We start from the raw sequence: 24,471 nt of genomic DNA on the forward strand, positions 1-24,471 counted from the left end.
TCAGCGCAGGCCGGTCTCGAAGGCGTAGATCGCCACCTGGACGCGGTTGCGCAGGTGGAGTTTGTGCAGCAGGTTCTGCACGTGGGTCTTGACGGTGTGCTCGGACAGCGTCAGCGAACCCGCTATCTCCGTGTTGGACAGCCCGCGCGCCACCAGGTCGAGGACCTGCCCCTCACGGCCTGTCAGCGCGTCCGGCCGCACGTCGGACACGCGGGTGGTGGCCCGCGGGCGGGCGGGCGGGCCGGGCACGGCCGGCAGCGGACTGCGGGTAAGGGCGTAGCCGGCCGCGGCCAGCGCCACGGCGGCGGCGAGCTGCCGCGCGGTCGTGGTGGCGGGCAGGTGGCCGTGCAGGGCGGGCGCGGTGCGGGCGTCGGGTTCACAGCCCCCCACGGTGAGCACGGGCAGCTGCGGGTCGACGTCCTCCAGGAGCGCCGCGACCTCACGTGCGTCCCGCAGGCCGTGCAGGACGAGCACGTCGGGGCGGTGCGTGCGCAGCGCCGCCACGGCGCGGGGGCCCGGGTCCTCGTCGCCGATCAACGTGATGTCGTCATGGCTGCCGAGCAGTGACACCACCCCCGCACGTGCGAGGGCATCGGCCCCCACCAGGAAGATCCGTACCCCGCCTGGCGTGGACGCCGCGGCGCCGCCGGGCAGCACCCGCAGCTTGGCGGACGGTGCGAAGCTGATCGCCGCTTCCGGCATGACGCGCCCCCTTACGCACTTGTGTCACGCACTCGTGGACGTCAAGCACGCTATCCGGCGCAGGGCAGACTGCCGTGGTCCCTCCACCGGGCCTCAAGGGCCGGGCTAGCGCTTCCGGATCCACAGCCGTTCCCCGGGGGGCCGGGGTGGGTCACACGGGATCCGCCATGACCGCCGCGAAGCGCGGGTCGAGCATGGTGGACACCGACGTGTCGTGCGCCGAGTCGAGCCCCTCGTCACGGCAGGCGGCGCTGAGGAGGTAGCGGCCGAGTACCCGGTGCGTGGCGAAGGTCCATTCGCCGCGTGAGGCGGGGGTGCCGTCGGGTGTCAGGAGGCGGCCGGTGCCCAGCTCGAATCCGAACTCCGTGAAGTCCAGGCGCATGCCCTGCCCGAGTGCCTTGGTGTAGGACTCCTTGAGCGTCCACAGACGCAGCATCTCGGCGGCCTGTTCACGCTCCGCCAGCGGTGCCAGCTCCGCCGCCTCGGTCGGCGTGCACATCTGGGTCCGCAGCAGATTGAAACGTATCCGGCGGTCGGCGGGCTCGGCGTCGACCCCGATCCGGCCCTCCCTGCTGAGCCCGACAGCCATCAGATCGCCGGTGTGGGTGAGACTCATGTCGATCTGGTCGAAGCCGCGCAAGTACGGGCGTCCGCCCAGCCGGTAGGAGAGGTCGAGCGACTCCGCGTCGGTCCGCAGCACGGCCGCCGCCGTGTACTTGAGCAGCAGGCGCGCGGCGACGAAGCGGTAGCGGACCGTGGGGTCGGCCGTCCGGCGGTAGCGCGCCCAGTCCCTGCCGAGCAGCCGGCGCAGCCGGGGGTGGGTGAGCGCCGTCGGCAGCCACTCGCCCCAGGTCGCGTACACCACCGCGTTGCCGTGGGCCGTCAGTTGCTCCTGCACCCGGCGCCACGGTCCGGTGGGCCGGACGTGGATGGGCTCCCCGGTCCCCGGCTGTTCCATAGATTCTCCTTCTCCTGAGTCCGGGACCTGCCGGTACCGGGGCGGCCCTCAGCCCGAGATCCGCTCGTCGTACACGTCGAAACTGCGGCCCTCACGAAAGCGCAGCAGCACTTCCGACAGGACGGACTCCGCGACACCGTCGGGCAGTTCGGGCACCGGCAGGCCGATCCTGCGGCCGATCCGGGACAGGGCGAGCAGCACCCAGGCCGGCTGCCCCAGGAAGGTGTCCATGCCGTCCTGGCCTTCCCACACGCCCAGGCACGCGGCCGCAGCGAGCATCAGGGCGTACCGGTCGGCGAGTGCGCAGGCGCGCGAGTCGGTGAGCGTGGCGTGCACGGAGTCCGGGAACGCGGCGCACTGTTCGCGCAGGGCGCGCAACTCCTGGACGAAGGTGTCGGCGAGGCCGGCCAGTGCCGACCAGACCGGGCCGGCCGACCGCAGCGGCGCGAGGCGCTCGCAGGCGCCGACCAGGGCCGCGGTCAGCGCGTCGTCGGTGCCCGACAGGGACAGTCTGCGGTAGTCGAGCGCCGGTACGGGTGCGGACAATTGGAAGAGCCGTGCGGTGGGTTCCTCGGTGCGCAGCCACGACGTCCTGGCGAGCGTGCGCAGCCGGGGTATCAGCACCGCCTGGCAGGCCGCGCTGCCGGTGTGTCCCAGTCCGGCGAGGGGCAGGTCGCGGACGAGTTTCTGGAAGCCGCCGTAGAGCGGGCTCCGGTCGTAACCGTGGTACCCGAGGACGGTGGCCAGTTCCTCCAGGTTCTCGCGCAGCAGGTCCGGCACGGTCAACTTGGCTGCCGCGGCCATCAGATGGGCGCTGTCGGGCAGCAGGCTCAGCGCACGCAGCCCGGTGACGGCCATGCTGTCGCAGGCCAGCAGGTCCGCGAAGACACCGGCGAGCACCCTCTCGTGACGGCGGGCCGGCTGTCCGGCGGTACGGCCCGTGGTGGCGGCCCGTACCGCGAGCCGCAGCGCACTGTCCGCGCCGGCGACCACGGTGCCGGGAATCAGACACCGGTTGACCATGAAGGTGCGCAGTGCGAGGGACACGCCCTCACCGACTTCTCCGACCAACGTGTCGGCGGGCACCTGGCAGTCGGTGAACTCCACTCCGGAGAAGCGGCTGCCCCACATCCCGGCGGTGGGGATCCGCTGCAGCCGGCGCATGCCGCCCGGTGGAAGCCGCTCGCCGTCGAGCAGCAGTACCGAGTGGCTCTCCGGGCCGTCGGATGCCGCCGTACGGGCGTACATGACGAACGCGCGCGCACGGTCGGCGTTGACGACGACGTCCTTGCGCCCGCCGAGCACGAAGCCGCCGCCGGGAGTGGAGCGCGCGGTGAACCCGTCCCGCATATGAGCGTTCGCGTGGGCGAACTCGTGGTGCAGGATCGCGACGCCACCGCCGCCGGCGTCGAGCAACGTCCGGGCGGTACGGGCGCGTTGCGCGTCGTCGCCGGCCGCCCACACGGCCGACGCGGCGAACAGGGACGTCACCCCGTAGCCGAAGCCGAGTCCCACGTCGCGCCGGAACAGCGGCCGCAGGACGCGCGCGAGCACGTCGGGGCGGGCGAGCCTGCCGCCGAGCTCGCGGGGGACGAACTCGGCGGCCAGGCCGGTGTCGGTGAGCAGCTTCTCGGTGGCCTCCGGAATCCGGCGCCGGTCGTCGGCGTCGAGCAGGGCGCGATAGCCGTGCGGGTTGCGCGGGTCGGCGGGGTCGCCGAGGAGGCGCTCGGTCCTGGCGGCGCGCCGGGCCCCGTCGAGCGGTGCGGTGTCGGCCACTCGCCCGGCCGGAGCGTGCGGCACCGCCCCGGCGGCAGCGGGTACCCGTGGCGTCACTGTCCCGGTCACAGGACGGTGACCGCGCTCTCGGCATGTTCCTTGGCGAGGTCGAGCATCGCGGTGCTGGTGCGGCCCAGGGCGTCCCTGACGTACCGGCGGGCCGTTGCCGTGTCCGCGTCCTCGCCGAGCTCCTCGGTGATGTGCTCCTCGTTCAGCACGACTGTGTGCTGGGCGATGACCGTGGCGCCCGTCTCGTCGGGTACGACGTCCCATGCGCCGCTGTGCGCCGACACCAGACGCGGCGTCGCCGTCTGCTTGTGGACGATGCGTCCGGCGTGCGGGAAGCAGACCCGGACGGATTCGGTCGTGTGCGAGGAGCCGTCGGCGGTACGGGTCTGCGTCGACATGATCTGGACGCCCGGCGCGTCCTCGGTGAAGTCGACCCGGGTGACGTGCGGCACCGACTCGGGCCAGTCGCCGATCCGGTAGAGGAAGTCGTAGGCCAGTTCGGCCGGGCCGTGGACCCGGACCGACTGCTCGAACGACAGCACCAGCTCGTCGAAGCGGGGCCAGCACTCGGCGAGCCTGCGCAGACTGGCCAGCTCGGCGCGGCTGTTGGTGTCGATGCCCCGCCGGACCCATGCCGCCCGGTCCACGTCGTCGTCGGCGACGGTGAAGTCGTGCAGCAGCGCCAGTCGCGTCCGGCCGGCTCCGGCCGGCTCCATGATCCAGCTGCCGCCCATGGACTGGACAGGGGTGGCAGGCAGCTCATGGCGGAACTCGACGCGCCAGGTCTGCGGGTCCAGAGTCCGGCGCGACGTCCACGACTCGACCTGGCCGTTGACGGTGGCCCACATGCGCAGCCGCTCGTACACGCCGTCGGACTCCAGCGGCTCCACATGCACACTGGGCGGGAAGTACAGCGGACCCCTGACAGCGTCGGAGACCAGACCGTAGACCACACCCACGGGCGCGGCCACCGTCTCCTCGTGCGTCGTGCGGTGCACTCGCTCGGAGGACATGTCCAGTTCCTCACTTTCCTGATCAGGAAGCGGCCCCGTGGGCCGAGCGGTCAGGATTTTCGGGGCGCCGCGGACGTCGGACCTCCGGTGGTGTCGGTGACGGCACGGCGCTTCTGCGCCCATGGCAACCCATGGTGGTCTCGACCCTGTCGTGACCGCCTCGAAGGCCGCCGGAGGCGCACTTGACCGCAATGGCACGGCCCATGGGCGCCTCGCGGGCGACGGGTGCGTCGGGCATCATGACGCTGTGAGAGTTCCCCTCGCGGGCCTTCACGCGCGTCTCCCCCGCGGCTCTCCACGGTTTACAGGACCGTTCGCGGGCTCTTCACGAGGTGTTCGCGGGCTTTTGCGGGATTCTTCTCCGGCTGTTTCTGACACGCCGCTGACGGGGCCCTGACCCATTCCGTCGGGCACTCGACATCGCCTTCCGCGAAATCCTGTGCGCTATTACTTTCCCTTCCATGGATACCCGTGCAGAGCATGATGTGCCGACGGAAGCGGACCCGTTGACCCGGCAGATGCTGCGTCAGATGACTGCCCGCGCCATGCAGTTGGAGCCGTCGGAACTGCCGGACGACGAAGAGGATCTGATCAATTACGGACTGGATTCGATCAACACCCTTCAGCTGATAGCCGCGTGGCACCAGCGCGGGATCGAGGTGGGTTTTCCCGAGCTGATGGCGAAGCCCACGCTCAACCACTGGTGGGAGCTGGTTTCGCACCCCGCCGACAACGCCCCCGCCGCCTGAAGGAGGCGGCGCCCGTGGGTGGTTGCGGGCTCGAGGCCCTCGAGGCTGCTCCCACAACCCCTCGAGAGGCAGTCGCGTCCACTGCGTGATCTTCCCGATCCGTCTATGGTCCGGTACCCGAAGAGCTGTTCGTGCTCTCCCGTAAGCCGGAAATCGGACCACCAGACGGAGCCCCCATGAAATTCGGCGTGAACTTCTTCCCGGTAGTCGCTCCGGAGAAGAGTGCGAGCATCCACGACGACGAGAGTCCGCGTCCGGTCGAGCCTGCCGAGGCGCTGGACTTCGAACACGTCCAGCCCCGCGAGCCGTCCGGCTCCGCCCCCGGCGGCTCCGTACCCGACCCGGTCGTGTTCCCGGCCGCAGCATCGGGGCGCACCCGCCGGCTACGCCAGGTGTCCGGCGCGGGCGTCGAGTCATCCGCCCGTCCCGTGTCGATCGCCGCGCCTCCCGCACCCCTCGACGACCTCTCGCACGGCCGCCTCGACGCCGCCTGCGACCAAACGCCGGACGACCACACGATGCCGGTCGGCGCTCCGGACGGCGTAGGCGCAGGGGCCGCCGCGATCCGCGGCCGGCACGACTCGGGCGTCCGTCCGAGCCCGCGACTCACCCCGGCTCATCAGCCACGCCGGCGCACCACGCGCGCCATGGAGCTGTCCGCCGCCGACGTCCCCCCCGTCTGCGCCCCTGTCCTCGCCGGTGACGTCGTCGCCGCGGCCGCCTGAGAGGGGTTCGCCATGCAGCAGTCTCTGCGCCTGTTCGTCTTCCATCACGCGGGCGGATCTCATCTGTTGTACCGCGACTGGCCGGACCGGTTGCCCGCGCACTGGGACGTCCGGCTCATGGACGCGCCCGGCCGCGGCCGGCTGACCGGTCAGCCACCGATCGACGACGCCCGTGAGCTGGCCGGCTTCTTTCTGCGCGAGCTGGCCGCCGACATGACCGGCCCGTTCGCCTTCTTCGGGCACAGCATGGGCGCGCTCGTCGCCTACGAGATGACCCAGCGTCTGGCTGCCGAGGGGCGTCAACAGCCCGTGTGGCTGGGCCTGTCGGCGCGCGGCGCGCCGCGTCCGCGGGGCGAGGACACCCGCCGTCACGCCCTGCCCGACGACGAACTGCGGCTCCACCTCGCCGCGATGGGCGGCACCCCCGTCGAGGTGCTGCAGGATGCGGACCTCTGGGAGATGTTCGCCCCGGCGATCCGTAACGACCTGAAACTCGTGGAGAGTTGGCGCCCGCTGCCGGGCACACCCGCACTGACCGTGCCGGTCGCCGTGTACGGCGGCGTGGGGGACGTCGTCGTGCCCGTCGAACGACTGGCCGCATGGGAGCAGCACACCGAGCGCTTCCAGGGGCTGCGGTTGTCCGAGGGCGGACACTTCTACTTCCAGAGCGATCCGCGCCGGCTGCTCGACATGGTCGCCCGGGACGCGAACGCCGCCCTGTCCGCGGCGGTGAGCCGCGCGTGACCCGGCCCCGCACGGACGCCGTCGTCTCCATCGCCGTCGCAGGGCCGAGTGTCCCGCGGGCGAGCGCCCGGTGTCGGCCCGCCCCGCGCGGCGTTCGGACGATGGCCGCGGGCGGATGCAGCAATCACGGCTTCAAGCACTCCACGGGGATCGGCGAAGCGGTCGCCGGCCTCGTCCAGACGAATGAGCCCACGTTCCCCCTGGGGTTCACCGCCCCGGACCGGTTCGAGTGACGCGTGCCGCGTGACACGTCGCGCGCGAGGAAGAAACGAGGGAGAGATGCAGTTCCGCATTCTCGGTCCCGTGGAGATCCAGGACGAGCGAACCGGCCTGAGGATCCTTCCGACGGGCGCCAAACAACGCGCCTTGCTGGGTGCACTCGTGGTGAAGTCGGGACAGGTCGTGTCCGTCCACCGGCTGATCGACGAACTGTGGGGCGAACACCCGCCCGCCAACGCCACCAACGCACTGCAGGCCCATGTGGCCCGACTGCGCCGACTCCTGCCCCAGCCGGAACCGGGGTCGGGCGAGCAGCACCACGAGTGGATCGTGACCCGATCGCTCGGCTATGTGCTGCGTCTGGGCCGGAACACGACATGCACCACCGACGCCGACCGGTTCAACGAGCTGGCCGCACAGGGCAGGGCCGCCACCGCCGACCCGCAGCGCGCGGCCGAACTGCTGCGCAGCGCGCTGGCGTTGTGGCGCGGACCCGCGCTCGAGGGCAGTGTGCGCGGCGACATCTGCGCGGCCGAGGCGGCGCAGTTGGAGGAGAATCGGCTGACCGTTCTGGAGACGCTGTACGACGCGTATCTGCGTGCGTCCCGGCACGACGAGATCATCGGCCAGCTGGAGGAGCTGACCACGGATCATCCGATGCGGGAGCGGTTCTACGACCTGCTGATGGTGGCGCTCTACCGATGCGGCCGCCAGGCGGAGGCACTGAGCGTCTACGACCGTGCCCGCAAACGCCTGGTGCACGAACTGGGGGTCGAGCCCGGACCCGTGCTGCGCCGCCGGATGGACGCGATCCTCCAGCACGACCCGGGCCTCGCGGCGCCGGGATCCGACGACCATGTGGCCCCGGTCCTCCAGATGCCGCTGCCGTCCCGCCCGGGCGGCGCGAGCGGGGGCACCGGGACGGATGCGACGGTACTCGGCCTGAACGGCGAGCTCTCCCGGCTACGGCATCGCATCGAGCGGATCTCCCTGGAACAGCAGGAGTTGATGCGCCGGTTCAATCAACTCGTCGCCCACCCGGCTGCCGGACAGTGAGCGCCTGTCTGCGAGCCCCACACCCGGGCGGCGCCGGCCCACCCGAGGCGTATCCGGTCCGAGACCGCCGATGAGGCAGTCCGACGTCACGTGCCCGCGCGGACGGCATCCGGAGCGCTGCCATGGCGAGTGGGCGACGGGCGGGCACGCAACTCAGCGCAACGAGGCCCGGACCGGAGGTGGTCGACCCCGGTCCGGGCCTCGGGCGCACACACCGGCCGCCCGCACCTGTCGGCCTCCACGTCTTCGGGCGTGCAGGGGCCGGGTCACTCCGCCGGTATGCGACGGCGTCGGTGCCGAACTTGTCAGGCGTGCAGGCTCCGGGTCCGAGTACTGCGGGCCGGCGCCGGCCGTTCACCCGTCGTGCTCGCGCGCGGTGTGAAAGCCGCGCCGGAACCACAGCAGGGCGCCGGCCGCTCCGGGGCCTGAGCAGATCTCCCGCGGTGTCCCGAACACCAGGTCGTGGTCACCGGCGCGGATGATCCGCTCGGTGCGGCACCGGATCAGGAGCGCGGCGTCCGGAAGGTAGGGCGTGCCGGTGCCCTGCCATGCCGCGAAGCCGCCGCCGGTGAACCGGTCGACGTCCTGCGTGGCGAAGCGCCGTGCGACGGACCGGTGTTCCTCTCCGAGGACGTTGACCACGAACTCCTCGCTGGTGGTCAGCGTCGCGTGGCAACTGGAGGTCAGCGCGATCCCGACCATGATCAGCGGTGGCTCCAGCGATACGGAGGTCACCGAGCTGGCCGTGAAGCCGCGCCGCCGCCCGTCCGGGGCGAGGGTGGTGACGATGCTGACCGGCGCGGCCAGTTGAGCCATGGCGTCCCGGAAATCCTGCGCGGACACCACGGGACGCGTCTGTTCCTGAACAGCCGTCATGCGTACTCCTCGGTCCGCGACCCGGCGTTCACCAGCGGACGCAGTTCGCGATGCGGTGCGGGAAGCGGCAGCACGCGCGGTGCGGCCCGGCCCCAGGGGAAGCCGTCATGCACCTCGAGCCGCCGCGGCACGGAGCCGTCCGCGCCGCGCTCCACGGCGAGGGACACCAGCGCCTGGCGGCGCGGCGTCAGTTCGGCGAACGCCCAGCGGTCCGCGCTGTCTCCGGCCGGGGGCCGAAACCCGCGCACCCCCTGTTCGTCGTCGAGTTCGAAGGCGAACGAGTCGAAGGGCAGGCCGAGTCCGAGTCCGCGGGCCTTGGCATACGCCTCCTTCAGCGTCCACAGCCGCAGGGTGGCCCGGTCGCGTGTGGCGCCCTCGGCCAGGGAGGCCAGGTACGAGCGTTCCTCGGCGGCGAAGGACTCCACGATCGACTCCAGGCCGCCGTCGCCTCCCCGGTCGCTGCGCTCGATGTCGACACCGACACGGCGGTCGCGGACGACGGCGACGACGTTGAAGCCGTGCGCGTGCGAAAGGTTGAAGTCCAGGTCGTGCCCGCCGCCCGGCAGGCTGTCGGGCGGCTGCTGGAGGAAGGGGCGACCGCGCGTCGAGCGCCAGATCGTGGCCTCCGCCTCCGGGATGCCGGTCTCCAGGGACAGCACGCGCCGCACCAGGCTGTGGGCGACGAGGTACTGGCGCCGGTCACGCTCGAACAGGAACCGGTCCGCTGTCTCCCGCTCGTACTCGTCCAGCCAGTGCCCCGCCAGAAGGGTGCTGGTCGCCTCACTGAGACCGTCGTTGGGGCAGAACCAGATCCCCACGGTGTCCTGGCCGTGGTCGGGCCGCACACCGGTCATCGGGTACCTGCCCCGGTCAGTGCCGTCTCCCGCTCGCGCCGGATGTGCCGCAGCATGCCGGTGAGCACCCGGCCGGGGCCGATCTCGGTGAACTCGGGTTCGGGGCCGTAGAGCCCGCTGAGGATCGCCTCGACGGTTTCGTACCAGCGGACCGGCTGGTGGATCTGCTGGAGCAGCGTCTCGGCGATGCGGTGCTGCTCGTAGGGGCGGGCGGTGGCGTTGGCGAGTACCGGGCAGGTGAGGGGAGCGAAGACGGTCGCCCGGACAACGCGCTCCAGGCTGTCGGCCGCCGGTGTCATGTAACGCGAGTGGAAGGGCCCGCTGACGTCGAGACGCCGCACCATCCGGGCGCCCGCGTCCTCCAGGATCGGGCCCGCCTCGGCCAGGTCCTCGACCGGTCCCGCGAGTGCGATCTGACCGGGGGTGTTGAGGTTGGCCAGGTCGAGGGAGCCGAAGCCGGCGCGCAGCAGCAGGAAGCGCAGACGGCTCTCGGGCATGCCGATGACGGCGCTCATGCCGCCCCCCGTGGCCCCGGCCATCGCCGCGGCCCGTGCGGCGACGAGGCGCAGCCCGGCATCGAACCCGAACGCGCCCGCCGCGTGCAGGGCGTTGTACTCACCGAGGCTGTGCCCGAGGGCGAGGTCCGCGCGCTCGCCGCCGTCCTCCAGATGGGCCCGGTGGGCCAGGGCGTTGACGACGAACAGGGCGGGCTGGGTGTAGAGGGTGTTGCCGAGCCGGCCCTCGGGGTCCTCGAGGCACAGGCTGCGCAGGCTGTATCCGAGCACATCGGAAGCCTCCTGCTCCGCTGCGGGGAAGCGGTCGAACAGCTCCCGGCCCATGCCGACGCTCTGCGCGCCCTGGCCGGGGAACATGAAGATCCGCGTCATGGTGGTCACTTCCTTCCATCGGCTCAGACGGTCACGGGTACGGGAAAGGCGTGGTCGGCGAGTTCACCGAGGTCGGCTGCGCTGAACAGCACCTCGAGCGGGAGTTCGCGGCCACCGTCGGCAGCTATCCGGGCGGTCAGACGCAGCAGCTGCCTGCTGGTGGCCCCGAGCTCGAACAGGTTCTGTGCGGCGCGCAACTGCCGGGCGTCGGCGCCCAGTTCGACTGCGACGATCCCGGACAACCGGTCGAAGGGAGCCACCTCCTGGGTTGCTGCGTGCTCGCCGTCGCCGTCCGGGCCGAGAGCCGGGCCGCCGACCGAGGCGGGCGCCGGGGTGGGCGCCGGGGTGGGCGCCGGGGTGGGCGCCGGGGTGGGCGCCGGGGTGGGCGCCGGGGTGGGCGCCGGGGTGGGCGCCGGGGTGGAGGGCTGGGTGGGTGGCTGGGCCGCGAGGCCGATTCCCCAGACGGCGCCGAGTCGGGCCGAGAGGCTGTCGGCGGCCGGGGCCGATGGGGCCGGTCCGGTCGGAAGCGGATAGCGCACGCGGGTCAGGGGGGTGGCCGGGAGTGCGGCCCTGGCTGCGGTACTCCGGGGCCAGTCGACCTGCTCCCCGGACGCCCACCGCGTCAGCGTGTCCGTCTCCCGACGCGGGCTGTCCGCGGACGCGACGACGACGCCACCGCCTTGTCGGCGCACGCGCCGGGCCAAGGTGCGCAAGGCAGTGACCGCCCCGGCGGCATCGGTGACCAGACCTGCGCGGACCGGCCGATCCGCACGCCCCTCCCGCAGTGTTCGGGCGACCCGCCCGGCGCCCAGGGACGGATCCCGCGCCCAGGCGTCGGCGAGGCTGTCGGCGAACGCGGCGAGGTTCTCCTGCGTATCGGCGGACAGGGGCAGCGCCCAGGTTCCCCGGTCGTCAGGTCCGGGCTGCGCGGCGGGCGGCTCCTCCACGACGAGGCTGCCGTACGATCCGCCGCCCGCGAAGCCATTGACCAGGGCGCGGCGGGGCGCACCGTCGGCGGTGCGCCAGCGGTCGGTGCCTTCGCGGGCCAACGCGACCGGGCCTCCTCCGGCGCGGGCGAGTCCCGGGTTCACCGCCGAGGTGAGCAGCGTCCGGTACACCTCGCTGTGACGGAACTGGGTGACGACCTTGCCGAGTTGAGCGAATACGGAGGCCGCTTCCAGGTGTCCGGTGTGCGGTTTGACCGTACCGACCGGAACCGGGGCAGCCGCACCACCGCCGTCGCCGCCGTCGCCGAACAGCCGGCCGAGCGCCGAGAATTCGAGGACGTCGGCCAGTGCGGCTCCGGCCGCGGCGGCCTCGACGTAGCCGATGTCGGCCGGCCGGAGCCCGGCGTCGTCGAGCGCGGCGCGCATGACGGCTTCCTGCCGCTCGGGGTCCGGGACGCCGAACTGCCGGGTGGTACCGGAATGCTGGAGCGCACCGCCCCGCAGCACGGCGTGTACCGGGTCCCCGTCGGCGAGTGCCCGCGCCAGCGGTTTGAGCAGGACGGCACCCACGCCTTCGCCGACCAGCCAGCCGCTGGCCCGGTCGGTGAAGGCGCAGGAGTCGCCGTCCTCGGCGATGAGGCCCATCTCGGACAGGACGTCGAGGTGGTCGGGGTGGAGAACCAGGTTGGATCCGGCCGCGAGTGCGCTCTCGCAGCGTCCTTCGGCGACGGCCCGGTAGGCGGCCTCGACCGCTGCGAGGCCGGACACGCAGCCGCTGTCGATCAGCAGGCTGGGGCCGGTGAGTCCGAAGGCGTGCGAGGTGCGGTGGGCGAGACCGCCACGGGTGGCGTGGGTGCCGTCCTCGGCCCGCCGGCCCGCGCGGGCGGCCACGCCGTACAGCGCGTGGTCCTGCCACATGGATCCGACGAAGACTCCGACCCGGCCCTCGACCCGGTCCGTGGTGAGCGCGGCGTCCTCGAAGCAGCGGCGGGCGACGGACAGCAGGAGGCGCTCCTGCGGGTCGATGGCAACGCCCTCGGCCTCGGAGATGCCGAACTCCTCGGCTTCCACGGCGAGTACGTCGTCGAGGTAGCCGCCGACCGCCGCGCCGGCCCGCCGGGCATGGGAGTCCAGGGGCGCCCAACGGTGGGCCGGTGTGGGGCCGGTGGCCGTGGCGGAGCGGGTGATGAGGTCGTCGAGTTCGTCGAGGGTGCGGGCTCCTGGCAGTTCGGCGGCGAAGCCGATGACGGCGACAGCCTGGTCGTCCTGCCGGGCGGCGGGCGCCGTGGGGGCGGGCGTAGCGGCCGGAGCGGACGTGGCGGCCGGAGCGGCCGGGGCAGAGGCGGCGGCGGAAGCAGGCGCCGGCGCGGGGACGAGCGCGGCGCGCCTGGCGCGGGTCTCGTCGGTGAGGGCTCCGCCCCACAGGGACAGCAGCAGCTCCTGGTCGTCCAGGATGCCGAAGTCACCGCGTACGGCGTCGAAGTCCATCTCGCCGACCGCGCACATCCCGAGCCCCCGCCCGGGGGCTCCGGTCAGCAGCAACTGCGCCATGTGCCCGGCCTCGACGGTGGAGAAGCGGGTGGCGTTGCGTTCCCCGTACGCGGGAGCGATGGCGGCCGGGGTGGAGACCAGGAACACGCCGAAACCGGAGCCCGCCACCAGGTCACGGTTGTGGTGGACGTGCAGGTCGGTGCCGTATCTGGCCTCGGGTGCCAGAGCGATCAGGGCGCGCTCGGCCGGGTGCAGGTAGTACAGGCCCGCGGCGAGGCCCTGTACGGCGCCGGGTGCGACGTACACATAGGTCTGCACCGGGTAGAAGCCGCCGCCGGACGGGTAGCGCCGTTTGGCGCGGCCGTCGAGCTCGCCCCAGGTGACGGTGGCGAGGAGGCCCAGGAGGTCGTCGGCGGGCAGGCCGGCGTCGGTGAACTCGCGGAACGAGGCGGCGTCGAAGAGGGCGAGCGGGTCGTCGGGGGCGGCCGGCGGGACGGGGACGCGGGGCAGCGTCGGGGGCAGTACCCGCTCGGCGACCCGGGCCTCCTTGAAGGCTGCCTTGGCCGCCGGGTCGAGGGCGATCCGGACGTCGGGGCCGCCGGTGGTGGTCACCTCGGGCGCGGTCGCCTCCGGCGCGGCCTGCGGGGCGACGCTCCGCGCGATGGAGCGTGCGGTGGGGCTCTGGATGAGGACGTCGACGGGGACGGGTGCCCCTGCTGCCGCCTCGATCTCCTGGGCCAGGCGGATCATGGTGAACGAGGTCGCGCCCAGGTCGAACAGGTCGGCTTCCAGGTCGACTTGACCGATCCCGAGGATCTCCGCGGCGCGCCGGGCGACCTTCTCGGCGTCGATGGCGGGGGATGCGTCCGGTGCGGTGTCCGACACCGGTGCGGGCGCGGACGCCGCGGTGGGTGCCGGCTCGCTGCTGCCGGGTGCGTCCACCGGCACGGATGCGGGTGCCGCGCCGAAGAGCTGTGCGGCGCCGGAGCGGTCCAGTTTGCCGTTCCTCGTCAACGGAAGGTCCTCCACGAAGCGGAAGCGGCTCGGTATCAGGTAGGCGGGCAGCGTGTCGCCGAGGGCGCGGCGGATCTCCCCCACCGGGGGTGCACCGTCCTCGGCGCGGGCCACGCAGACGGCAGCCAGGGTCTGTTCGCCCGATGCCTCGTCGTGGACCGGAAGCACCCGCGCCTCGGCGACGCCGGCTACATCGGCGAGGGCTTGTTCGATCTCCTCGGGCTCGATGCGCAGCCCGCGCAGCTTGAACTGATCGTCGATCCGGCCGAGGCAGCGGATCTCTCCGTCCTCGGCCACCATCCCGAGGTCCCCGGTGCGGTAGAGACGCGGCGAGGGGTCGAGGTCGGGGAAGGGGGAGTCGACGAACCTCTGCGCGGTCAGTTCCGGCCGCCCGTGGTAGCCGAGCGCGACCTGCCGGCCGCCGATGAGGATCTCCCCGGGGGTGCCGGGGGGCACCGGGCGCAGCCGGTCGTCCACCACGTGGATGCGGGTGTGCGCGACGGGCCTTCCGATCGGCACGGTCGGTTCGTCCCAGTCGGGCCGGCAGGCCCAGTGCGTGACGTCGACGGCGGCCTCCGTCGGCCCGTAGAGGTTGTGCAGCTCGGGGCCGCCGTCGGCGGAGCCCGGTGAACCGAGCACCTCGAAGAACTGCCGCATCGTGGCGACGGGGAGTGCCTCGCCGCTGACGAACACCCTGCGCAGTGCGGTGCACTCCGGGGCGCCGGAGTGGCGCAGGAACATGCCGAGCATGGACGGCACGAAGTGGGTGACGGTCACCTTCTCGTCGCGGAGCAGCCCCGCGAGATAGCCCGGGTCGACGTGGCCACCCGGCCTGGCGACCACGATGGACGCGCCCGCCAGGAGCGGCCAGAAGAACTCCCACACCGAGACGTCGAACCCGTACGGCGTCTTCTGCGCGACCCGGTCGTCCGGAGTGAGCGGGAAGCGGTCCTGCATCCACAACAGCCGGTTGGCGATGCCCTGTTGGGTGTTGCGGCAGCCCTTGGGGCGGCCGGTCGTACCGGAGGTGTAGATCGTGTAGACCGGGTCTTCGGGGCTTACCGACACGGCCGGCGGCGTGCCGGGCAGCGCGTGCAGTGCGGCCCGGTCCGCCTCGCGGTCCGGGCAGACGACGACCGCGCCGGCTTCGGTGGGTACAGCGGCGAGCGCCTCGTCGGCGACCACCACTCGGGCGCCGCTGTCCTGGAGGAGGTAGCGCACGCGATCCGGCGGATTGGCCGGGTCGACGGGCACGTAGACGGCGCCGGCCCGCACGATGCCGAGGAGCGTCGAGACCAGACGCTCGGAACGGTCCATGTGGACGGCGACGTGGTCACCGGGGCGTACCCCGAGAGCGTGCAGGTGACGGGCCAATCGGGCGGAGTCGCGGTCGAGTTCACCGTAGGTGAGGGTCTGCCCGGCGTGGTGGACGGCGGCACGGCCGGCACGACCGGTGAACGCGGCCTCGACCAGCTCGACGAGCGTGCCGGGCCCGTCGCCGCCGGGTGTGTCCGTGGGGCCTGCGGAGCCCGACAGCGCAAGGCCCGGGGCCGGCGTGGCACTCCACGCGGGCTCCTCGTCCTGCGCGATGAACTCCCGCACCCGGCGCGCGTACCGCTCGAACATCGCGTCCAGGCGGTCCGGTTCGACCGAGCCGTCGGCTGCGTCCCACTGACCGACCAGTTCGTCGCCGACGAGCAGCGGCACGTGGTCGAGTGCCACCTGGGCGGTCTGCGACTGGCTGTCGCGCAGCTGCACGCCGTCCGGGTGCAGGGCGGGGTCGATCTCCGGGACGCGGGTGAACACGACCGGCAGCCGCAGCGCGCCGCCCGAGCGGAACACCCGGGTGCGCAACTCGGCGAGCCCCGGGACCAGTTCGGCCCGCTCGAGATCCGCGCGGACCCGGTTGAACAACTCCCGGGCACGCTCGGCGAAGCCGTCCGGCAGGGTGTCGTCGACAACGACCCACGCGAGCTGGGTGAAGTCGGCGACCATCGCGTCCGCGTGCGGGAGGCCGCGGGGGCGGTCCCAGGAGACGACGGTGACGGTGAACGGGCCATCGGCCCCGTGCTCGGCCCGCAACTCGTCGACGTACGCGGTGAACAGAACGAGGTCGGCCGGGACGCCGATGGCCGCGGCCCGCTCCGCGAGGGCGCTCCACGATCCGAGGGGCGCCCTGCGGTGGGCGCGCGGTGCATCGGGTGCGGGTTCGGGAAGGCCGGGCCCGGACGGCATCGCGGCGAACTTCTCGCGCCAGGCGGCGCGCGCCCGCCCCCCTGCCTCGGTGCGCCGCAGTTCGGGCAGTGAACGCAGGTGGGCGGTCGGATCGGCCGGTGTGCTCAGGACGTTCTCGTCGCCGTCGTGCAGAGCGAAGAGCTGGCTGAACAGGAGCGCGAAGCTGCGGGCGTCGGCGAGCAGCGCGTCGAGAACCACGTGCAGCACGGCCGTTCCGTCGGGCAGTGTGCTGGCCTCGATGGCGTACATCGGGCTGCTGCCCAGCGGGAACATGGTGTCGCGCAGTCGCGCGGCCACGTCCGCGAGCGCGGCGCCCGGATCGGCGGCCGCGCTCAGGTCGTGGCGGGCGATGCGATACGGGGAGGCGGTGGGGGCGACGGTGAGCGTGCCGTCCTCGTGGACGGCGGCCCGCATCATGGGGTGGTGCGCGACCAGCCTGTTCCAGGCCCGCTCGAGCACGTCGATGTCGTGCCGTTCGAGCAGGAACTCCTGGTACACGCGTGTCTGCGCGTCTCCGCCCAGGGCACCGATCCGGCCGACGAGATAGGCCGACTGGACATCGGTGAGCGGGAGAGGACTGCCGGCATCGCCGTCCTGGGCCCCGGTCGCCTCGTCGGCAGCGGCAGCGTCGTCGGCAGGGGCAGGGTGCGTACGGGTCCGGGTGAGAGCGGCGGGCAGCGCGAAGGCGGCCGTCCCCTCCTGTGCGATCCCCTCGAGCGCCGAGCGCAGTGCGTCGAAGGCGCGCTCGGTGCCGGCCTCGTCCACGGCGTTCGGTGCGAAGTCCCACGAGACCAGGAGCGCCCCGTCGCGTTCCTGTACGCAGCTCTCCAGCTGGACACCGGGGGTGAGCGTGGCGGACGCCTCCAGGTCCACGCGGGCGGCCCAGTTGTCCGGGTCGCCGGTCAGGGCGCTCAGGCTGCCGAGGAGGCTGGTGAAGACCATCGGGACCGCGAGGCCGCGTCGTCCCGGCTCGTCACGCGCCCGCTCGCGCAGCGCCCGCACCCCGCTGACCGCCGCGTGCTCCAGGTCGTTCCACAGCCGGGCGCGCACCAGGGCGAGCCGCTCGCCCGACGTCCCCGTCGCGGGCGGTGCGACGAAGACGGACGTGGAGATGAAAGGGCCGACGACGCGCGGCACGTCGGGGTGCACGCGATGCCGGTTGTACGTGGTGAGAACGACGGGCAGCGGTGCCGATGCGGCGTCGTCGCCCTGCACGGCGGCCGTGCACAGGGCGAGCAGCAGGGCGGTCGGTGTGGCCTTGGCCTGTGTGGCCGCGGCCTTCACCCGCTCCCAGCGGTCGGGCTCGAGGCGCAGCGCGAGCCTGCGGTGTTCCGGCCCGGCCGCGGCGCCGTCCCCGAGCGGCAGCGGCCGTTCGAGGTCGACGTCCCTGAGCTGGTCGCGCCAGTACGCCAGGGAGGCCGCGGGCACCTCGGCGCCCGTGCCCGCGGCGCAGTACGCGCGGAAGGTCAGAGCGAGCTCGGGGACGGCGGTCCCGTGGGCGTACCGCTCGTACCACTGCTGAAGCAGCAGGGACACGCTCGGGCCGTCGGCGATCAGTTCGTCCACGGTGAACAGCACCCGGGCACGGCCCTGTGGCAGGTGGGCGACGCGGATCGCGAAGAGCGGCCAGCGGTGCGGGTCGAATCCGGCCAGTGCCTCGCGGCGCAGCCGGGCGAGCTCCGCGTCCTGTTCGGCGGGCGTGCAAGCGGTCAGGTCGGCCCGGACGAACCGGTGGACGGGCACCTCCTCCCGGACCACCTGACGCGCGTCGGGCAGGACGTGGGCCCGCAGCATGTCGGTGGCCGCGATGACGTCGTTCCAGGCGGCCTGCGCACGGTCGGCGTCGAAGTCGTCGGCCTCGAACTCCAGGTGGATCTGGGTCCCGGGACCGGTGCCGCCACCGAGCGTGCGGCCCACGTAGAAGGACTCCTGGACCTCCGTGAGAGGGAACGGTTCGAACCGGGCGGTGGGGTCGGTCTGCGGCATGACTGGGGTCTCCGGTTCCCTCTACTGGCTCTGCAGGGCGGACAGGTGGGCGACGAGTTCGTCGACGGTGAACTCACTGAGCAGCTGGAGCGGCAGCGTCTCGCCGAACCGCTCGGTGATCTCGAAGCGCAGGTTCATCGCGCCGATGGAATCCACGCCGAGTTCGACGAGGGTCCTGTCGGTTTCGACGGGCCCCTCCGCACCGGGCCCGGCGGCCAGTTCGGCGACGAACGTGACGATGTGGGCGAGACGGGGATCGGCCGGGGGCTCGCCGGGGCTCGACGGCAGGTGGTCGCGGCGGCCCTCGGCCCCGGGCGCCGTGGTGTCCACGACGGCGGTCGGTGCGCTGGGCCGGGGTTCACCCGCCACGGGGGCGGCCGGGGCCGCTACCGGCTCGCTGCCGGCGTCGTGATCGATCCGGGTGTCCTGACCGATGTCGGTGTCCTGACCGGTGTGGGTGTCCTGACCGGTGTGGGTGTCCTGGCCGGTGTGGGTGTCCTGGCCGCCGAGCCAGTACCGGCTCCTGAGGAACGCCGACGGCGGTACGGGCACGATGCGCCCGGCCACGGGGTCGAGTTCCGTCCAGGCGATGTCCCAGCCGGTCACCCACATATCGGCCAGCCGGTCCAGGCGGTCCGCCCACCACAGCGCGGACACCAGCTCGTCGGTCTCCGGGGCCTGGGTACGGACCGCGGACGCGATGCCGGCGCGCAGCACGACGGAGTCGGTGCCCTCCTGCGCGAACCGGGCCAGTTCCGTGGCGAGTTGGGCGGTGGAGTCGGCGACCACGGCGAGGCGGTGCTCGTACACCGCGCGTCCCTCGCGCAGGGTGCGGGCCACATCGGCGAGCGAAGTGCCCGCGTCGGGCAGCCAATGGGCCAGACGAGCGGCGGTGGCGGCCAGGTGGGCGGCGGTGGGCGCGGACAGGACGACGAGCTGCGCTCGTTCCTGCGGTCGCGGGACACGGACGCCGGAGGCCGGCGCCGGATACTCCTCGAGGACGACGTGGGCGTTGACTCCGCCCGCACCGAACGAGCTGACGCCCGCACGGCGCGGCAGTTCACGGCCGGCGGCGTCGCTCAACCGCGGCCAGGACGCGGCCTCGTGCTGCAGAGCGAAGCGGGTGCCGGCGATATCAAGGCCGGGGTTGACGGGTTCGGCGTGCCGAGTGGGCGCAAGAGTGCCGTGCCGCAGCTGCAGCAGCACCTTGGTGAGGGCGGTGATGCCCGCGGCCGACTCCCCGTGGCCGACGGCGGACTTGACCGAGCCGAGCGAGCAGGCCGTCGCCGCCGCATCGCCTCGGCCGTACGACTCCTGGAGACCGGCCAGCTCGACGGGGTCGCCGAGGTCCGTGCCGGTGCCGTGGGCCTCGATCACGTTCACGGTGGCCGGATCCACGCCGGAGCGTTCGAGGGCCTGGCGCATCACCCGGGCCTGGGCCCATGGACTGGGCGCGGTGAAGCCGTTGGTACGGCCTCCGTGGGCGACGGCGGTGCCGCGGATCACGGCATGCACGGTGTCGCCGTCGGCGACGGCGCGGGCCAACGGTTTGACGACGACGGCCCCCGCCGCCTCACCGGGCCCGAACCCGGCACCGCCCGCGCCGAAGCTGCGGCACAGGCCGTCCTCGGCGAGGAACCCGGACTGCCGCAGCATGCGGAACCGGGACGGGTGCAGATAGAGGTTGACTCCGCCGACGAGTGCGGCCGCACACTCACCGCGGCGCAGTGCCTCAACTGCCTGATGCAGGGCGACGAGTGAGGACGAGCAGGCGGTGTCGACCGGCTGGCTCGGACCACGCAGATCCAGGAGATACGACAGCCGGTTCGGCAGCGACCAGTAGTGGCCGGAGGGCATGTCCCGTTGTCCTGCCGCCCAGCGCTCGGCGCCCAGCAGCGGATAGTCGGCGGACGTGATGCCCGCGAAGACGCCGACGCTGCGCGGTTCACCGTCGGCGGCGGTCAGTGCCTCGAGCCGGACACCGGTCAGTCCGGCGTCCTCCAGCGCCTCCCAGGCAACCTCGAGGAACAGCCGCTCCTGGGGATCGGTGAAGGCGGCCTCCCTCGAGGACAGACCGAAGAAGGCGGGGTCGAAGGCGTCCACCCGGTCGAGGAAGTGCCCCCTGGCGCGTACGCCCCCGGCGTCGCTCCACCGGTCGGTGGGCAGGTCGCCGACGGTGTCCTTGCCGACGAGCAGGTTCTCCCAGAACGCTTCGGGGTCGTCCGCTCCCGGGTAGCGCCCGGCGAGCCCGACCACGGCGACGGCGTCACGGAGGTCTTCGGGCAGGTCCACGGGGAGCTCCTGCTCGGAGTTGTCGGGCTTCTCGCGGGTCTCGCAGTCTGCGCGGCTCTCCGATGCCCGTGCGCTCCCGGCGCTCCCGGTGCCGCGGTCGGCTGCCGAGTCACGTACGGGCGGCTCGACGGCCATGGCAGCCGGCTCAGGAGCGGACGAGACAACCGGCTCAGGAGCGGACACGCCAACCGGGCCGGGCGCTGCTGCGACCGGTGCTCGGTGCGGGGCCAACCGGTCGAGGTGGCCCGCCAGTTCTGTCAGATCGCGCAGTCCGAAGAGCATCTCCGGGCCGATGGGGGCCACCTGAGCACTCAGCTTCGACGCCAGCGTGCGGATCATCACCGAGTCCAGGCCGAGCGCCTCCAGGGAGGTGCGCGGTCCGATCGCCGACGGGTCGTGCCCGAGCGTGTCGGCGACGGTCCGGCAGACCAGTTCCAGCAGACCGTCCGGCTCAACGCCGCCCGACGTGGCGACACTTGCCGGCGCTACGGTCGCCGGCTCAGTGGGCGACGGGACGACAGCGGACGCGACATCCGCGGGATCCGCCACGGCCGGCGCCGCACTCTCCCGGTCCGGCAACAGGTTCAGTTCGGTGAGGTGGTCGTGCCAGGCGTCCGCCCGTCCGTGAAAGACCGACACGACTCCCGGCCCCCCGGGCCCGAGCAGCCGTTCCAGGGCGTCGAGCCCCTGCTCGGCGGGGAGCGGAACCATACCGACACGCTCCTCGACGACCTCGCGCACCGGCGCGGGGATCGTCATGCCCGGCACGTCCCACAGCGGCCACTGCACCGACACGGTGCGGCCGTGCCGCTCCCCCGCCGCGACCAGTCCCGCGCGGTGCTCGGCCAGGGCGTCCAGAGCGCCGTTGGCGTAGGAGTAGTCGGCCTGGCCGAGGTTGCCGCTGACTGCTGCGACCGAGGAGAAGAGGGCGAAGACGTCCAGCGGCAGTCGTGCCGTCGCCTCGTCGAGCGCGGCGGCACCGACCGTCTTGGGCGCGAGCACCGCGGCCACGTCCTGGTCCGTCTTGCGCAGCAGGTACGCGTCACGGACCACACCCGCCGCGTGGAACACACCGTGCAGCGCGCCCTCGTGGGCGAGGATCCCGGCGACCAGGCCGGCGGCCCCGTCCGGCGCGGTGACGTCGGCGCACACGTAGCGGATACCCCCGGCCCCGTCCGCCGGCGGACGCAGATCCGGATCCAGCTCGTCCCACGGGGTACGCCCGCACACCACGACCCGGATGCCCCGGCGCGCGGCGAGCCGGCGAGCCAGCACCCGCCCCACACCGCCCATCCCGCCGGTGACCAGGTACACACCGCCGTGCCGTGGCACGAAGGACTGCTCGGGCAGGGCGGCGGCGCGCAGCACACGACGGATGCGGCGCCCGCCGCGCACGTCCGCGAGATGCCCCGACTCGGCCTGGGGCACCGCGAGTTCGGCCTTGACGTACGGTGCGGCCGCGGCTCCGTCGTCGTTGACGAGCAGGGCGCGTCCGTCCAGGCGCGGGTTCTCCTGGCGCAGCGTCTGCACGAGGGCCCGCGCCGCATCGGCCCGCAGGGCGTCCGCGGTGACGACGAGCACGGTCAGCCGCTGGGTGCGAAAGGCGGAAAGCGCCGTGCGCAGAGCTGCGAACGCCGCTGCCTCGGCATCCGGGTCCGACGCGAGACGCACCACGAGGGTGACGGCGTCAGGGTCCGTCGCACGCACCGTGTCGATCCGGTCGAATCCGGTACCGCCCAGCGCAGCGGCCAGATCGCCCCGTCCGTCGTCGTGCACGATCAGTGGTCCACGGGCGGGGTCGGGGGCCGTTGCGGGCAAGGGGGCGTCCTGCCAGCCGGGCGCGTACAGGATCAGGTCGTCGAGGCTCCCGCCGGCGCCGGTCGAGGCGGGCGTGTCCTGGCCGCCGCTCACGGCGGGCGGCTCCGTCACGTAATGGCGGTCGCGTGCGAAGGCGTAGCCCGGCACGGAGATGCGGCGGCAGGGGCCGCCCGGCGGGCACAGCCGGGCGAAGTCGATGGTGTGGCCCGCGGTGTAGAGCCGGGCGAGCTCGCGCAGGTGCCCGGGGTTGGTGGGCTCGTCCCTGATCCGGTCGAGCACGCGGTGCTGGAGCACCGCACCGTCCCGCCGGGCGTCGGAGCCGGTGCCGCGCGCGTCTGCGGCGGATGCGTCGACGCGCCGCGGGTCGTCCCCGCCCGCCGCCAGCCGGTCCAGCGAGTCGAGGAGTTGCTCCCGGTCGGCGACGAGCAGGGCGGTCCGGTGCGGGTGGTGGTCGCGCGCACACGACAGGGTGTGCGCGAGGTCGGCGAGCGCCGCGTCCGCTCCGCCGGACGAGCGCAGCCAGCCGGCGAGTTCGGCCGCCCGGTCGGCGAGCGCGCCGGGACGGCGGCCGGACAGCGGAACCAGTACGGGCCTGTCGGGTGCCGCAGTGGCAGGGACGGGCGGGGGCTGCTCGACCACGACATACGCGTTGGTGCCGCTGAAACCGAACGAGCTGACGGAGGCACGCCGCGGCCGTCCCGTGGCGGGCAGCGTCACGCGCTCGGTGGCCACGGCGAACGGGCCGTCGTCGAAGGGGATCTGCGGGTTGAGGGTGGCGTCCGTGCTGTGCAGCGAGGGAGGCACCTGACCGGTGCGTACGACGCCGATGGCCTTGATCAGCCCGGCGAGGCCCGCCGCGGCCGACGTGTGGCCGATGTTGCCCTTGACCGAGCCGATCGGCACGCTGCCGGCCGGACGACCCGCGGGCCCGAACACCTCGTTGAGCCCGGTGATCTCGATGGGGTCGCCCAACGGGGTGCCGGTGCCGTGGCATTCGACGTAGTCGATTCCGTGCGGGTCGAGGCCGAACCGGTCGAGCGTGGTGCCGATGAGCCTGGCCTGCGAGGCGGCGCTGGGCGCGGTGATCCCGTTCGTCCTGCCGTCCTGGTTGAGGCCTCCGGCACGGATCACCGCGTGTACGGGGTCCTTGTCGGCCACCGCTTTGGACAGCAGCTTGAGTACGACGACGGCGCATCCCTCGCCGGGGACGATGCCGTCGGCCGACGCGTCGAAGGGGCGGCAGCGTCCGCTGGGCGAGAGCATCCCGGCGCGGCTCATGAAGACGTGCGGCAGTTCGGTGAGGTAGAGAGTGACTCCGCCGGCGAGCATCATGTCGGCGTCGCCGAGCCACAGCGACTGGCAGGCCTGGTAGAGGGCGACCAAGGAGGACGAGCACGCCGTGTCGACGGTGATGGCCGGCCCTGTCAGGTCGAGGTGGTAGGCGATGCGTGCGGCGAGCAGCGAGTGGGAGTTGCCCTGCATGACCTGCGCGAGCCGGCGATGCTCGCTCTCCCGCTCGATCAGGTCCTGGTAGTCGCCCAACATGACTCCGGCGTGCACGCCGACCCGTGCTCCCGCGAGCGATCCGGTGCGCGAGCCCGCGTGTTCGAGGGCGCGCCACGCCTCCTGGAGGAAGAGCCTGGCCTGCGGGTCGGTGAGCTCGGCCTCGCGCGGGGTCATCCGGAAGAAGTCGGCGTCGAACCGGTCGGCCCCGTCCACGAACGCGCCCCATTTGGAGACCGACTTGCCCTCGGCCCCGGGATCGGCGTCGTAGTGGTCCTCGATGCGCCACCGCTCGGCCGGCACCTCGGTGACGAGGTCGTCCCCGTCCAGGATCCGCTGCCAGAAGCCGTCGGCGTCGTCGGCGCCGGGGAACCGGGCGCTGTAGCCGATGACGGCGACCGGCTCGGGCACCCCCGCGGGCGGGGCGGGCTGCGCGGGGCCGGTGTCGGCGACGGCCGCCCTCAGCAGGGCCGCGGCGGTGGCACCGTCCACGCCTGCGGACGGGGTCCGGTCCGGCACGGGGGCGGCCTGGGCCCGCAGCAGCGCTGCGGCGGACGGGGCGTCCAGCACACCGTCCTTGACTCGGGTCAGGATCTCTTTCGCGTCCATGCCGTCCA

At 73.1% G+C, this 24,471-nt stretch carries 13 protein-coding genes; 4 read left to right on the top strand and 9 right to left on the bottom strand.

Features of this window, described 5'->3' with window-relative positions; all coding sequences use genetic code 11:
* The 4 genes from DSC45_RS24155 to DSC45_RS24170 all read right to left on the bottom strand — a co-directional run bounded on the left by DSC45_RS24155 (position 1) and on the right by DSC45_RS24170 (position 4,458).
* Positions 1–702: a response regulator transcription factor gene (locus DSC45_RS24155; RefSeq protein WP_119294036.1), complete on the bottom strand. Its 702-nt coding sequence runs from the start codon at positions 700–702 to the stop codon at positions 1–3.
* A gap of 151 nt (positions 703–853) precedes the next feature.
* A complete protein-coding gene (locus DSC45_RS24160; RefSeq protein ID WP_119294037.1) occupies positions 854–1,660 on the bottom strand; it encodes a 4'-phosphopantetheinyl transferase family protein in 807 nt (268 codons plus the stop codon).
* Positions 1,661–1,708: 48 nt separating this feature from the next.
* Positions 1,709–3,436: an acyl-CoA dehydrogenase family protein gene (locus DSC45_RS24165; RefSeq protein ID WP_240434815.1), complete on the bottom strand. Its 1,728-nt coding sequence runs from the start codon at positions 3,434–3,436 to the stop codon at positions 1,709–1,711.
* A 65-nt stretch (positions 3,437–3,501) separates the two neighbouring features.
* The gene (locus tag DSC45_RS24170; protein ID WP_119294039.1) at positions 3,502–4,458 is read right to left on the bottom strand and encodes an aromatase/cyclase; all 957 of its coding nucleotides are present in this window, start codon (positions 4,456–4,458) and stop codon (positions 3,502–3,504) included.
* A gap of 461 nt (positions 4,459–4,919) precedes the next feature.
* Here DSC45_RS24170 and DSC45_RS24175 point away from each other — a divergent pair, with 461 nt between their 5' ends.
* The 4 genes from DSC45_RS24175 (at position 4,920) to DSC45_RS24195 (ending at position 7,951) form a co-directional block, all read left to right on the top strand.
* Positions 4,920–5,207 carry a phosphopantetheine-binding protein gene (locus DSC45_RS24175; protein ID WP_119294040.1) on the top strand — a complete coding sequence of 96 codons (288 nt, stop codon included), beginning with the start codon at positions 4,920–4,922 and terminating at the stop codon, positions 5,205–5,207.
* Between the two features lie 176 nt (positions 5,208–5,383).
* A complete protein-coding gene (locus tag DSC45_RS36130) occupies positions 5,384–5,932 on the top strand; it encodes an LLM class flavin-dependent oxidoreductase (RefSeq protein ID WP_205571411.1) in 549 nt (182 codons plus the stop codon).
* 12 nt (positions 5,933–5,944) lie between these two features.
* Positions 5,945–6,676: a thioesterase II family protein gene (locus tag DSC45_RS24185; protein ID WP_119294041.1), complete on the top strand. Its 732-nt coding sequence runs from the start codon at positions 5,945–5,947 to the stop codon at positions 6,674–6,676.
* 279 nt (positions 6,677–6,955) lie between these two features.
* Positions 6,956–7,951 carry an AfsR/SARP family transcriptional regulator gene (locus tag DSC45_RS24195; protein WP_119294042.1) on the top strand — a complete coding sequence of 332 codons (996 nt, stop codon included), beginning with the start codon at positions 6,956–6,958 and terminating at the stop codon, positions 7,949–7,951.
* A gap of 354 nt (positions 7,952–8,305) precedes the next feature.
* On the opposite strand, the gene DSC45_RS24200 is transcribed toward DSC45_RS24195, so the two are convergent.
* Genes DSC45_RS24200 through DSC45_RS24220 form a run of 5 tightly spaced genes read right to left on the bottom strand, consistent with a single transcriptional unit; the run spans position 8,306 to position 24,463 of the window.
* On the bottom strand, positions 8,306–8,827 hold the full coding sequence (locus DSC45_RS24200) for a flavin reductase family protein (RefSeq protein ID WP_119294043.1): 522 nt from the start codon (positions 8,825–8,827) through the stop codon (positions 8,306–8,308).
* Positions 8,824–9,681, bottom strand: coding sequence for a 4'-phosphopantetheinyl transferase family protein (locus tag DSC45_RS24205; protein WP_119294044.1), 858 nt, complete (start codon positions 9,679–9,681; stop codon positions 8,824–8,826). The genes DSC45_RS24200 and DSC45_RS24205 overlap by 4 nt, the downstream gene beginning before the upstream one ends.
* The gene (fabD, locus tag DSC45_RS24210; protein WP_119294045.1) at positions 9,678–10,568 is read right to left on the bottom strand and encodes an ACP S-malonyltransferase; all 891 of its coding nucleotides are present in this window, start codon (positions 10,566–10,568) and stop codon (positions 9,678–9,680) included. Before fabD ends, DSC45_RS24205 begins: the two co-directional genes overlap by 4 nt.
* A gap of 23 nt (positions 10,569–10,591) precedes the next feature.
* The gene (locus DSC45_RS24215) at positions 10,592–18,241 is read right to left on the bottom strand and encodes a non-ribosomal peptide synthetase (protein ID WP_119294046.1); all 7,650 of its coding nucleotides are present in this window, start codon (positions 18,239–18,241) and stop codon (positions 10,592–10,594) included.
* A gap of 21 nt (positions 18,242–18,262) precedes the next feature.
* Positions 18,263–24,463 (bottom strand): SDR family NAD(P)-dependent oxidoreductase, encoded by a 6,201-nt coding sequence (locus tag DSC45_RS24220; RefSeq protein WP_162929334.1) that lies wholly within the window; start codon positions 24,461–24,463, stop codon positions 18,263–18,265.
* Between the last annotated feature and the right edge of the window lie 8 nt (positions 24,464–24,471).

It is taken from the genome of Streptomyces sp. YIM 130001, from assembly GCF_003574445.1.
GTDB lineage: Bacteria > Actinomycetota > Actinomycetes > Streptomycetales > Streptomycetaceae > Streptomyces.

Coding starts and splice junctions, on each gene's coding strand:
- DSC45_RS24160 (WP_119294037.1), bottom strand. CDS start 1,660: ATGGAACAGCCGGGGACCGGGGAGCCCATCCACGTCCGGCCCACCGGA.
- DSC45_RS24220 (WP_162929334.1), bottom strand. CDS start 24,463: ATGGACGCGAAAGAGATCCTGACCCGAGTCAAGGACGGTGTGCTGGAC.
- DSC45_RS24175 (WP_119294040.1), top strand. CDS start 4,920: ATGGATACCCGTGCAGAGCATGATGTGCCGACGGAAGCGGACCCGTTG.
- DSC45_RS24205 (WP_119294044.1), bottom strand. CDS start 9,681: ATGACCGGTGTGCGGCCCGACCACGGCCAGGACACCGTGGGGATCTGG.
- DSC45_RS36130 (WP_205571411.1), top strand. CDS start 5,384: ATGAAATTCGGCGTGAACTTCTTCCCGGTAGTCGCTCCGGAGAAGAGT.
- DSC45_RS24155 (WP_119294036.1), bottom strand. CDS start 702: ATGCCGGAAGCGGCGATCAGCTTCGCACCGTCCGCCAAGCTGCGGGTG.
- DSC45_RS24200 (WP_119294043.1), bottom strand. CDS start 8,827: ATGACGGCTGTTCAGGAACAGACGCGTCCCGTGGTGTCCGCGCAGGAT.
- DSC45_RS24170 (WP_119294039.1), bottom strand. CDS start 4,458: ATGTCCTCCGAGCGAGTGCACCGCACGACGCACGAGGAGACGGTGGCC.
- DSC45_RS24185 (WP_119294041.1), top strand. CDS start 5,945: ATGCAGCAGTCTCTGCGCCTGTTCGTCTTCCATCACGCGGGCGGATCT.
- fabD (WP_119294045.1), bottom strand. CDS start 10,568: ATGACGCGGATCTTCATGTTCCCCGGCCAGGGCGCGCAGAGCGTCGGC.
- DSC45_RS24215 (WP_119294046.1), bottom strand. CDS start 18,241: ATGCCGCAGACCGACCCCACCGCCCGGTTCGAACCGTTCCCTCTCACG.
- DSC45_RS24195 (WP_119294042.1), top strand. CDS start 6,956: ATGCAGTTCCGCATTCTCGGTCCCGTGGAGATCCAGGACGAGCGAACC.